A 12,317-nucleotide genomic window follows, 5' to 3' on the forward strand; every position below is an offset into this window, starting at 1 on the left:
TATCTACCGTTGTCGCCACGCCTGAAAGGCTTACCTTGCGCCCTCCAAGGTCCGTTGCAGCCCGCTCGGGCCAACGCCTGCCAAGGAGCTGCAGATGCCCGACAACACCGTCGCCACGGACACTTCGCAAACCAACCGGCCGCCCACCGTCGATGAACTGCTCATCCAGCTGACTACCGGCCCCACCAGCCGGGAAGTCGCGGCCAACACCTTGCGCACTGCCCTGCGCGAGCAATATCCGAAGCTGGATATCGACCCGGACCTGGCCATGGTCTGCCATCCGCGTTGGCGAGTCATCGACGATCTGATCGTCTCGTCCAGGGGTACAGCCGAGTCCCTGACCTCAGTCTTGGCACACCAGGCCATATCGCCCAGGCCGGTGGTCTATATCGACGGCGAGCACTACCTCTCGCTGCAATCCCATGCCTGGGAGGCCGTGCACCTGCCGGTGAAGATCGACGCTGTCGGCCGCTTGATCAACGAGCTGGCGCCGTTGCTGTTCACCGCTTTCCAGGAACAACAGCTCGATTACTGGAACCAATCCAGCGACGGTAATGGCCCGCGCTGGCAAGTGCTCGCCAACTCACTGCGCAAAGTGTGGAACGTGGATGTGGATACTGTAGAAGGCTGGGACGCAGACGACTGCGCCATGGCCAGAACGCTGTACCACTTTGCGCAGAAAGAAACCCGCAGTGCCAAGGACCCGTACAAGAGCCGTGCCTGCCTGATCGATATAGACTTGCTGCACGATGGTCAGGTTCGTCATATCGGCGTGCTGGACAAGACGCTATTGATCGGCGAGCACGAGGAAAAAACCAAGATCCTCGCCTACTCCCTGGTCGACGGCTACGAGAAATTCGCCTCACTGGAGCAGGTCGGGGCAAGCCTTCCGTCCAAATTGAGCCAGATGCCCCACGGCACGATATTGCAATGGCGCCTGATTGAGCCGGCCGACAACTTTTTCGACAGCCTGGCCTGCGCCTTGATCTCCATGCAAATCGAAGCCATCGGCATGCTCGATGACCGCGAGGGCCGCGCCGCCCTCGGCCAGCCCGGCGTCCCTTCGACCATAACCCGTGCCCTGCCCGCCCTCGAAGACCTGAGCGGACAGTCCTTGTCGCGCGTTCACCAAGTCCACCAGCAAATGCCCGACTGGCTGGCCGACGCCAGTGATGCCGATGCAGCCGCCTATGGCCGTTACCTCATTGACTTGGCCCAGGTGCACACCTCCAGTCATGGCCGCTTGTTCCAGGACGGTATTGCGCCGATACGCGACTATGCCCGCGCGCAATTGCAAAGCCGGTTCAAGGCCGACAAACAGAGCACCAGGCTGAACCCGGACAAGGTCGAAGTCATCATCCAGAGCCCGGTCATATGGGGCACCTTTGCTGTGCCTGGACAGATCGACATCACCCGTCGCAACCTGATCGACCTGGCCCTGGAAAATCTCACCGGGCTGCCCACCGGCGAGACCAGCGTGGCGTATAACGGCGGTCCCGCGCCTGAATGGCTGACATACAGCTACCTCAAGGACTTGATTACCCAACTGGATATCGGCGAGCACTATCCGGCGCTGATCAAGCGCACACTGCTTGAAGACCCGGTGCAATCCCAGGCACGGCAACAGCTCTACACCAGTCACCTGCGTGTGCAGCTGCCGATGCTGGCCCTGCAATGGAAAATCCAGGGACGCTATGGCCTGGATGAGCTTGGTTACCGATACGTTGCCGCCTTGATGCAACCTGACGCCCATGACCGCCAGTTCGATGGGCAGGAAATCGTCATCCGTCAGCTGGCCTTTATTCCCACCTTGCGCCCCGGGCACGAACAGGACGGGGTGACCAACATGTTCGTGATCGAGCCCCGGTCCGCCGACCAGGGCCCGTGCGTACTGTACCGCCCGCTGCTTGAACCGATGCTGCGCCAATTCCCCTCGCGGCAAAACCTGCTGTATGCGATCAAACATGATCGGCATCTGCGCGAATCGGTGCTGGCCTGGTTACCCGAAGCATCGCGTTTCAACTACGCACAGTACGTGTTCCCCGGCGCCGTGCCGTCGCCCTGGACACTTGCCCGCGTGCTGGTCGAGCCCGCCACCGTGGTGTACATGAGCGGCGCCATTGCCTTGAGCGACGAAGTGCTGGGCAATGACATACTGGGTTCGCTCTTCAAGGCCAACGCCAATGCCATGGTGGAGCTGGCGACTCGTCAATCGGTGTCCAACGTGCAAAAACGCTGGGCGACCTTTCGCCGTGCCGGCTGGCAGATTTTCAATGCGACCTTGCCGTTCCTTGGCCCTACGGTGGGAATCGCGGCCTGGATGTGGCAGATCATGGATGACCTGGAAGAGGTCGGGCAGGCAGTCAATGCCGCCGACAAAGCCACGCCCTGGACCTCACTGGTGGACCTGTGGCTCAACCTGGGAATGGCCCTGGCGCTGCATGTGGCCCTGCGTCATCCGTCCGCCCCGGCGACAGACGAAACGCTCAAGCCCAAGGTGCCCGAGGAGCCGCTGTCGAACACCAACACAGAACAACCGGCGCTGCCCGCGCCCTCTATCAGCGCGGTGCAGCTGCCGGACTTGCCCAGCACCGAACTGTTCGCCTCGCACCAGGGCTCCCTGCATGTCAGCGGCGCACTCAGCCGCACCCCCACGAGCCTGCGCACATGGCTGGAGAGTTTCAATGTGGAGCGGCCCGCCGAATTGGGCGAGCAGAACAAGCAAGCCGGTACCCACCACCATCTGTATCCCGCCGCCAACAAATGGTTCGTACCAGTTGGCAAGCGCTGGTTCGAGGTCAAGGTAGATGCCAACGACAACGTGGTTGTTATCGACTCGATAATCCCAAACCGTACCGGCCCATTGCTGATCAGTAACAGGGCTGGGCAGTGGTTCGTCGATCCCCGCCTGCGCCTGCGTGGCGGCGGTTTCCGCAACCGCCTGCGCACGGCCAGGCAGCAGAAACCGCCGCGCATTGAAGAACTGCGCAGAAGTATTGACCGCTTCCAAATCACCGACCGGGATCGACAACAACAGATGTCCGATACCCTCGCTGCCATCGGCACACAGCCAGGGCCCTCCACTGACTTACGCCGTGAAAATTTCATCAGAGATGTGAATCAACGCCTGCTGGAGTACGAAGAGCCCATTCGCCAACTCAGGTCCCTGGGCCACATCGACGACGTGCCTGAATACCAGAGCATGATGATTGGCTTCCTGAAAAACCAGTTGGCGCTGACGCGAGCCGCCATTAATGAACAATTGCCCGCTTACCGCGATGCCTTGTTGGGTTCCCTCAATGCGCTCGAATTACCCGCCTCGCTGGAGAGGCGAACCGCCGAGACTATTGCGACTCAGACCCTGGAAATGATCATGCGCCTGGAATATGTGGCTGGTCGCTTCAAGGAACTGGAAAACCTTGGTGTCGATGGTGCAGAAGTTATCCAGTCGACGATGCGCGCCTTGCCCAATATCACGCTCCCCGACCTGAAGGCGCTGCACATCACCCTGATGCGCTATCTGTGTGTCAAAGCCGGTAACAGCGCGGTGTTGACCCATGTCCGCGCACAGCTGAGCGATATCATCGACGCCGCCGACCTGCATGTGCAGAGCGTGATTGACATCCTCGGCGAGCCCGAAGGCAGCAGCCTGGATGAGCGCATCGAAACGCTCAACAGCTTGGCCGAGCAATTCGACATCGTTGACCATCGCTTGCTGGACCTGCACGCCGAATATCCAGAGCAACTGCAACGTGACCCCGTGGAAGTACTGCGCCAGCGCATCGAAGAATTTCATCAACGCGCCTTGCACGAACTGGCGCAGCTGTTGCGTCAGCGCAAAGCCCTTGAGCCAAAGCCAGGACCGTCGAAACCGCCCGAGCGGCCTCGACGCAAAATCATCAAGACCCGTTTCAAGGGCATCGTGGTCGGAGAACCACGGGAAAGCGATGCCGCCCTGGTAGACGTCAAGGCCCCGCTGACCGGCAAGGTGATCGCCACCTTCCACGAAAAAACCCCAGGAGTCTGGGTGGCACACAACGAAGCCACCTCAAGGCCGACAGTGACCAAGCCGGTGGACCTGGGGATAAGCCTCAATGCCGGGCAACGGCTGCTGGATGAAGAGCCGGTGGCCACCCAGCGTTTGTTGGCGCACTCGCGCAGACCGGAGCGCATTCCGGTAGAGATTGAGGAAATGTTCCACCAGCAAGCGGCACGCCTGGAGCAGGCCGTGACGGATGTGGAGTCGGCCCTGACCCAGCTCAACCTCACCGAAAGCGACCGCCCTTCGGCCGCCACGCTCAATCGTCAGCTCAATGACAAAGCCAAGCACCTCTATGAGCTGGGCTCACAGACACGCATCAACATGACCAAGCAACAATTGCCCACGGCGGCACGGGTGCAGTGGCTGCATGAGCAAAAGCTGGTGAAAATTGTCAAGGTGCAGAGCCGTCAGCGCCTCAAAAGACCGGGTAACGACTATATGGACGAATATGAGATTGTCGATAAACAGAGCAAAACCGTGCTCTGGTACGCGCACTTTCACTACGCCTCGCCCCAGGCTGAGGCCGAGCACTTTACAGCTGGACACCTCAAGACCCGCAAGCAGCAAAAGCTCCGCGGAGCGGTGCAGCGCACCGGCACCAGCGACAAGGACCAAATCGCGATTTACCGTAGTGAAATCAGCTCGGCACTGGCCAAATCACTGTTCTTCGACAGCCCCCCTAACCCTGCCATGCCGCCCGCAATCGCACCAGCGCTTGGGTAATCGCCGCCTCCGGCACAGCGGCGAACCCCAGTACCAGCCCGGCGCGTTGGTCGGCGGGGGTAATTGAGTCTGCCAGCCAATAGTTGCTCAGGCCATTGACCTCGACCCCCGCGGCCAACGCCTGGGCCAGCAATTGCTGCTCATGGGCCAGGCTGTCCAGCCTCACCGTGAGGTGCAACCCTGCCGGTACATTGGGCAGCGGGCCAAGGCCAGGCAGGTCGCCCGGCCAGCCGGCGAGCAACGTGTTGCGTCGGCTCAGGGCCGCACGCCGCATGCGCCGGATATGCCGCTGGAAATGCCCGGCCGCCATGAACTCAGCCATCACCGCCTGGGTGCTGACCTCCGAATGACGCATGTCCACGGCGCGACGTTGGGCAAAGGCGTCCACCAAAGCCGACGGCAATACCAGGTAACCCAGGCGCAGGGCCGGGAACGCCACCTTGCCGAAGGTGCCGACGTACAGCACGCGCCCGCTGCGATCCAGCGCCGCCAGTGGCGACAGCGGCGCACCGCTGTAGCGGTACTCACCGTCGTAATCATCCTCAACCACCCAACCGCCCGTGCGCTGCGCCCAGTCCAGCAGTTCCAGGCGACGCGCCAGGCTCATCACCACGCCCAGCGGGTACTGGTGGGAAGGCGTGACATAGGCCACCCGGCAATCGCCCAGGGCATTGAGCGCCTGGCAGTCGATGCCTTCGCCGTCCACCGGCACGCCGTGCAGTCGCCCGCCGGCCAGGGCGAACGCGTGGCCTGCCGCGCGATAGCCAGGGTTTTCCACCGCAATGCCGTCGCCAGGCTCCACCAGCAGCTGTGCACAAAGGCTGATCGCCTGCTGTGCGCCGCTGGTGATCACTATTTGCTCAGCACTGCACTGCATGCCCCGCGAGCTGCGCAAGTAGGCGGCGATCAATTCGCGCAGGCGACCATCACCCGCCGGGTCGCCGTAGCACAGTTGTTGCGGGTCCGGTTTGCGCCAGAACGCCGCGCTCAGCTTGGCCCATACCTCGAACGGAAACAGGTCGAAAGCCGGCACTCCCACGCGAAATGCCCGTGGTGGCCCCGATGGCGGCTGGGGCAGGTGGTTATTTTTTACCCTCGCCAAGCCGCCGCTGTGGATAACTTCATCGTCCAAATTTCCAGGAAAATCCATCCATTTTGTGGATAAAGCTGGGGATAAGCCTGTTGTTAACCCTGTGGATACTTTTGTGGATAGTTTTTTGGGGGCGGGTAATTGAGCGACGTAAGTGCCGTCTCCGACCCGGCTCTCGATAAACCCTTCTGCATACAGCTGGTCATAGGCACGCACTACGCTGTTGCGCGAAATTGATAATGCCGTTGCCAAGTCGCGGGTGGCGGGTAACCGCGTGCCGCTCACCAATCTCCCGTCCAGCACGCGCTGGCGCAAGGCTTCATAGAGTTGGCGCGTCAGGCCCTGGCGGCGATCCAGCTCGATGCCGGCAGGATTGAATGACAACGGCGGTGTAGTGCACGACATATTGGACCTATGAAATTGGCGCTAGATGGCTCTTACAACGAACCATTAGCCTGCCTAGGATGCAGGCATTCGCCAAGGAAAATTTCCATGTACACACCTCGCGCCTTTGCCCTCGACGATTTGCCCGAAATCCAGCAATTGATCCAGCATACGCGCCTGGCGCAACTGGTGACCTTTGGTGAGCAAGGCCTGCAAGCCAGCCACCTGCCGCTGCTGCTCAACCCCGATGAAGGCCCCCATGGCACCCTCTACGGGCACTTGGCCAAGGCCAATCCCCAGTGCAAAGACCTGCAAGACGGCAGCGAAGCGTTGGTGATCTTTGCCTGCGCCGACGCCTACATCAGCCCATCGTTCTACCCGGCCAAGGCCGAGCACGGCAAGGTGGTGCCAACCTGGAATTACATCGCCGTGCATGCCTATGGCAAGCCCGAAGCGTTTACCGACGCCGAGCGTCTGCTGGCCGTGGTTACCGCGTTGACAGACCGCCATGAAGGCAACCGCGCCCAGCCGTGGAAAGTCAGCGACGCCCCGGCCAACTACATTGACGGCATGCTCAAGGCCATCGTCGGCTTTGCCCTGCCGATCGAACGTTTGGTAGGCAAGCGCAAACTCGGCCAGAACCGCAGCCAGGCTGACATCAACGGCATTCGCGAGGGCCTGGCCACCAGCCTCGACGTGCGCGACCAGACCCTCGCACGCTTTATGCCCCAAGGAGTTTCAGAATGAGCCCGATCGACATCCGCCCCGTCACCGCCACTGATCACGCCGCCTGGCTGGCGCTGTGGCAAGCGTATTTGCAGTTCTACAACACTGAACTGCCGGACGCCGTCAGCCTCAGCACCTGGCAGCGCTTGATCGACGCCAGCGAGCCGACCCACTCGGCCCTGGCCTGGCAAGACGGCAAGGCCGTGGGCATGGTCAACTTCATCTACCACCGCTCCAACTGGAGCATCGAGAACTCCTGTTATCTGCAGGATTTGCTGGTAGTTCCGTCACAACGCGGCAGCGGCGTGGGCCGCCAGTTGATCGAGTACGTCTACGCCACCGCCAAGGCCGATGGTTGCTGCAAGGTGCATTGGCTGACCCACGAGACCAACGCCACCGCGATCCAACTCTACGAACGCATCGCCGAACGCCCAGGCTTCATCCAATTTCGCCAAGGTCTTTAAGGAGCGCAATATGTCCACTTCCCTCGCCGACTGGAAAGGCGTCCCGGCCCCCACGGCTCAACTGCTCGAAGGGCGCTTTATCCGCCTGGAAAAACTCGACCCGGCGCGCCACGGCGATCAACTGTGGCAAGCTCTTGAAGGCCCCGGTGCCGACCCGAAGTTGTGGGACTATTTACCCTACGGCCCATTTCCAGAGCGCAGCGCCTTCGATGCCTGGCTGAACAACCATGCAGCCGGTAGTGACCCATATTTCTTCAGCGTGATCGACCGCGCGACCGGCCAGGTCCAAGGCATCCTCAGCCTGATGTCGATCGTGCCCGAGCAGGGCCGCATCGAGATCGGCCACGTCACCTTCGGTGCTTCGATGCAACGCTCGCCCAAAAGCACCGAAGCGGTGTACCTGTTGGCCAAGTATGCCTTCGAGCAGGGCAATCGCCGCCTGGAATGGAAGTGCAACAACGCCAACGCCCGCTCCAAGTATGCGGCCGAGCGCTTGGGCTTCAGCTTTGAAGGCGTGTTCCGCCAGCATACGGTGGTCAAAGGCAGGAACCGGGATACCGCGTGGTATTCGATCATCGATTCGGAATGGCCAAAGGTAGGCGCAGGGTTTGAGGCATGGCTATCGGAGGCGAACCAGAGCGGCTCGGGCCAGCTGAAAACCCTGGCCGAATGCCGGACCTAGGCCTCACAACCCATACAAAACCAAACGTGGGAGGGGGCACCCCCTCCCACACTTTGAAGTGCGGTAAATCAGTTGGTCAGGCGCTGCGCCAGCACCGCAATATGCTCCGGCCCGATGCCACAGCACCCACCCAAATGGCTGGCGCCACGCACCTGCCAATCAGCAGCCCAATGCAGGTAACCTGGCGGGTCGAGATCGTCGCGTAACGGGTCCAGGCCGTCGTTGGCCGTGGCTTCCTTGGGTTGCGGCGGGAAGGCGTTGGCATAGGCGCCGATCTGGATCGCTACACCCAATCGCTCGAAGGTTTCACGCGCCGCATCGATCGCTGCACCGATCACTTCCGGCTGGCTGCAATTGAACAGCAACACCTGCACGCCCAACTGCGCGGCAGCCTCGGCCGCCTCCGTCACTGGCTCGCCGGAGCGCAGGCGTGGTACGTCGTCGGTGTCTTCGTCTTTCAAGGTAAACGACAGCCAAAATGGCTTGCCATCCTGCGGCAGGCCGGCATGAATCGCTCGTGCTTCAACGATTGAGCTCTGGGTTTCCGCCAGCCACAGGTCGACGTGAGGAGCCAAGCCTTGCACCAGTGGTGTCAGCAACTCGCTGACCCGTTCGGCCTGGAACAAGTCGGGGCGATAAGAGCCAAACAGCGGTGGCAATGAACCGGCGACCCGTACCGCTTTGCCGGATGCATCCACCGCCCGTCGCGCCAACTCACCGGCCAGTGCCGCCAGCGCCTTGCCTTCGGCGGCAAATCGCTCTTCGCCGATATGAAACGGCACCACCGCATAGCTATTGCTGGTAATCACGTTGGCGCCGCTGTCGATATAGGCCGCATGCACGGCCTCCACTGCTTGCGGCGCTTCGCTCAAGGCCAGGGCCGACCATTCCGGCTGGCGGAACGGTGCGCCACGGCGTTGCAGTTCACGGCCCATGCCGCCATCGAGAATTACTGTGTTAGCTGCGCCCATATGCTTTTTACTCATATGCTTATGAAAATAACTCACTATGAGAGTCGTTCTTATAACTATTTAATGCGTACCATTCGGTTAATAACAACCACTTTTTTATTCAGGTGCTCGATTTTGAAATTCAGACTGCTGCAGGCCCTCGGCCTGACGATGTTGGCCGCTTCCACCCAAGCCTTTGGCGGCGTCACCCTGGACCGTATCGAGCAAAAAAAAGAGTTGGTCGGCGTGTTGATGGAAAGTTACCCGCCGTTTTCATTTCTCAACGAGCAGAACCAGCTCGACGGTTTCGACGTGGACGTGGCCAAGGCCGTGGCGCAAAAACTGGGGGTGAAACTGCGCCTGGAAACGCCGTCGTGGGACGTGATCGCCGCCGGCCGCTGGAGCGGGCGCTACGACATTTGTATCTGCTCCATGACCCCGAGCAAGGCGCGTGCCGAGGTGTTCGACTTCCCGGTGCAATACTATGCCTCGCCCGCCGTGATCGTGGTCAATGCCAAGGATGATCGTATCCACGAAGCCAAAGACCTGAGCGGCAAGAAAGTCGGTCTCACCAGTGCCTCCAGCTACGAAAGTTATCTGAACAAGAACCTGGTGATCGAGGGCGCCGAAGATACCCAGCTGCAGTATCCGTTCGAGGATGTGCAGATCGCCCCGTACGACACCGACAACGTGGCGTTCCAGGACCTCGGCCTGGGTGCGGGCGTACGCCTGGATGCGATCCTTACCAACCTGGTGACCGCGCAGCCGCGCCTGACGCAAGATAAACGCTTCAAGCTCGCCGGCACGCCGTTGTATTCGGAGCCCAACTCGGTAGCCATCGAGAAAGGCGACGCGCAATGGGACAGCAAAGTGCGTGAGGTCTTCGCCGAGCTCAAACAGGACGGCACCTTGAGCAAGTTGTCGCAAAAATGGATCGGCGCCGATATCAGCCAATGAGCTTTCGTATACGGCTATACCTGACCTGGGCGGTACTGTTTGCACTGTTTGCCAGTTTTTTCCTGAGCTTTGACCTGAAGTTCTCGATCATCCTCGACAAGCTGCCCAACCTGGTCGGTCTGCACCTGGCGCCCAACGGCTTTGTGCAAGGTGCGGCGCTGACGCTGTTTCTCTGCCTGTGTGCCATAGTTGCCTCATCGGTGCTGGGCTTTATCACGGCGCTGGGGCGCCTGTCGAAAAGCGCAGTGGCGTTTGGCATTGCCAGTTTCTACGCCTCGTTCTTTCGCGGCACACCGCTGCTGATCCAGATCCTGCTGATTTACCTGGGCCTGCCGCAACTGGGCCTGGTGCCAGGCGCCATCGTCGCCGGGATCATTGCGTTGTCGCTGAACTATGGCGCGTACCTGAGTGAAATTTTCCGCGCCGGCATCCTCGGCGTCCCCCATGGTCAACGCGAAGCCGCGCTGGCGCTGGGCATGCGCGACAGGGAGATCTTCTGGCACGTCACCTTGCCCCAGGCTATGCGCACCATCATCCCGCCAGCCACCAACCAGTTCATCTCGATGCTCAAGGATTCGTCGTTGATTTCGGTAATGGGGGTATGGGAAGTGATGTTCCTGGCGCAGTCCTATGGTCGCTCCAGCTACCGCTATATCGAGATGCTCACCACGGCGGCGATTATTTACTGGGTGATGTCACTGGCGCTGGAGCTGATCCAGGCGCGCATGGAACGGCATTTCGGCAAGGGTTATGTGCGCCGCGGTTGAAGCTCAGGACCTATGGCGCTCTGCCTTGGCTACGTTCAGCGATTTTACGGTCTGATATTGCTGTCGAGCCCATGAGTTTTTAATCGCATCTCACCGAAGACAACTCCCGCAAGCCAGCGGTCACTGGCCTGACATTTATCGTCCCGCGCCCCCGCTAAATTCCCGGCCTCATTCATCAGAGGTTGGGAATTCATGCCCTTTACACCCCAAAGAATCGCGATAGTCATCAGCCTTGCGGCAACCGCCAGTTTTCAACCCGTGCACGCGCGCGGCGATATCGAATATCGGTCGCCCTACGACGCGGCTCCCGCTCAGTGGGAGTTCATGTCCGGGTTCGGGGCCCCGCCCATTCCACCGCCTTTCGACGGTTTCCTTACGCAGCAGGCCACCTCGCACAACGGTCTACAGGTCGCCAAGGTGCTGGAACCGGCCTTGATTCGACTGGTTGCATCCGGCCAGATGAGCGCCGAAGAGCTCAAGGACATGCAGAAGAAACTCGACCAACTGAGCAAACAGCCCGGAGGCATCGGTGCAGCCCTTGAGCAATTGGCCGCCAGCCAAAACGCCAACCTGGCCGCCGCGACCCAGCGCACCACGCAACACCTGAGCAGCCAATTGCTCTCCACTTTGCGCACACTGCCCACTGAAGACGACGGCCACTTCTGGGTGCAGGGCCTGGGTAACGGTGGCAGCCTTGATTCACAGCACGGCAGTGCTGGCCTGAAACACGATACCCAGGGCCTGCTGCTGGGCGCCGACTGGGCAGTCGACTCAGCCTGGCGAGTGGGCGTCATGGGCGCCAAAACCTCCGGCCGCTTCGATGCTGCGCGTTTTGCCGCTGATCTGGACAGCTGGCACCTGGGCGGCTATGCCGTGCGCCAGGATGGCCCATTGGCCTTGCGCATGGGGGCGATCTACAGCAAGCATGCCGGCCAGAACAAACGCAACGTCAGCCTTCTGAATCACACGGAGTCGCTCAAGAGCAGCTACAACGCCCACAGTCAAACGCTGTTCTCCGAACTTGGCTATCAACTGGGCAGTGGCGATTCCAGTGTCGAACCTTTCGTCGGCCTGGGCTACCAGCGCTACCAACGCGAACGCTTCAAAGAGAGCGGCGGCCGAACCGCGTTGAATGTCGGCCCACAGACCCAGCGAAACCTGAACAGCACCCTCGGCCTGCGCGTAGCGACGGTGTATCGGTTCGATAACAAGATGAGCCTCACACCCCACCTGAGCACCAGTTGGAAACACCTCTATGGCGACGTCAGCAGCCAGGTCAACCAGTCTTCGCGCCATGCGCCAGCCCTGATCGATGCATTCACCATCACTGGCACCGCCCTGGATCGCGACAGCCTGGACCTGCAAGCGGGTCTGGACCTGGCCTTCTCGACCCAACACAGTATCGGCCTGACCTATACCAGCCAAAGCGGCAACCACGGTCGCGACCAAGGTTTGATGGGGCAGTGGAAGGTGAGCTTCTAATGCTGCCGAACGCTGAATAACGGGCGAAAAAAAGGGGAGCACCTGCCCCC

The 12,317-nt window shown here is 60.7% G+C and carries 9 protein-coding genes; 7 read left to right on the forward strand and 2 right to left on the reverse strand.

Annotation, left to right across the window (positions count from 1 at the left end; translation table 11 throughout):
• Positions 1 to 94: 94 nt before the first annotated feature.
• Positions 95 to 4,765 (forward strand): dermonecrotic toxin domain-containing protein, encoded by a 4,671-nt coding sequence (locus BLU48_RS28090; RefSeq protein WP_057023287.1) that lies wholly within the window; start codon positions 95 to 97, stop codon positions 4,763 to 4,765.
• Here BLU48_RS28090 and pdxR read toward each other — a convergent pair.
• Entirely contained in the window at positions 4,722 to 6,260 is a 1,539-nt protein-coding gene (gene pdxR, locus BLU48_RS28095) for a MocR-like pyridoxine biosynthesis transcription factor PdxR (protein ID WP_057023286.1), read from the reverse strand. The genes BLU48_RS28090 and pdxR overlap by 44 nt on opposite strands.
• Positions 6,261 to 6,347: 87 nt before the next feature.
• Between pdxR and BLU48_RS28100 the strand changes: the two genes are divergently transcribed.
• From BLU48_RS28100 to BLU48_RS28110, 3 genes are read left to right on the forward strand one after another with little or no spacing between them, the layout of a single operon-like run.
• Positions 6,348 to 6,986, forward strand: a complete 639-nt coding sequence (locus tag BLU48_RS28100) for an FMN-binding negative transcriptional regulator (protein WP_057023285.1) — start codon at positions 6,348 to 6,350, stop codon at positions 6,984 to 6,986.
• Positions 6,983 to 7,429 (forward strand): GNAT family N-acetyltransferase, encoded by a 447-nt coding sequence (locus tag BLU48_RS28105; RefSeq protein ID WP_057023284.1) that lies wholly within the window; start codon positions 6,983 to 6,985, stop codon positions 7,427 to 7,429. The genes BLU48_RS28100 and BLU48_RS28105 overlap by 4 nt, the downstream gene beginning before the upstream one ends.
• Positions 7,430 to 7,439: 10 nt before the next feature.
• Complete coding sequence (locus BLU48_RS28110; protein ID WP_057023283.1) at positions 7,440 to 8,111, forward strand: GNAT family N-acetyltransferase; 672 nt, start codon at positions 7,440 to 7,442, stop codon at positions 8,109 to 8,111.
• A gap of 68 nt (positions 8,112 to 8,179) precedes the next feature.
• On the opposite strand, the gene BLU48_RS28115 is transcribed toward BLU48_RS28110, so the two are convergent.
• Complete coding sequence (locus BLU48_RS28115; RefSeq protein WP_057023282.1) at positions 8,180 to 9,082, reverse strand: homocysteine S-methyltransferase family protein; 903 nt, start codon at positions 9,080 to 9,082, stop codon at positions 8,180 to 8,182.
• Between the two features lie 114 nt (positions 9,083 to 9,196).
• Between BLU48_RS28115 and BLU48_RS28120 the strand changes: the two genes are divergently transcribed.
• The 3 genes from BLU48_RS28120 (at position 9,197) to BLU48_RS28130 (ending at position 12,267) form a co-directional block, all read left to right on the forward strand.
• Positions 9,197 to 10,018: an ABC transporter substrate-binding protein gene (locus tag BLU48_RS28120; protein ID WP_057023281.1), complete on the forward strand. Its 822-nt coding sequence runs from the start codon at positions 9,197 to 9,199 to the stop codon at positions 10,016 to 10,018.
• Positions 10,015 to 10,785 (forward strand): amino acid ABC transporter permease, encoded by a 771-nt coding sequence (locus tag BLU48_RS28125; protein ID WP_057023280.1) that lies wholly within the window; start codon positions 10,015 to 10,017, stop codon positions 10,783 to 10,785. The genes BLU48_RS28120 and BLU48_RS28125 overlap by 4 nt, the downstream gene beginning before the upstream one ends.
• A 192-nt stretch (positions 10,786 to 10,977) precedes the next feature.
• Entirely contained in the window at positions 10,978 to 12,267 is a 1,290-nt protein-coding gene (locus BLU48_RS28130) for an autotransporter outer membrane beta-barrel domain-containing protein (RefSeq protein ID WP_056847500.1), read from the forward strand.
• The last annotated feature ends 50 nt before the right edge of the window (positions 12,268 to 12,317 follow it).

Source organism: Pseudomonas synxantha, from assembly GCF_900105675.1.
GTDB classification, from domain to species: Bacteria; Pseudomonadota; Gammaproteobacteria; order Pseudomonadales; family Pseudomonadaceae; genus Aquipseudomonas; species Aquipseudomonas synxantha.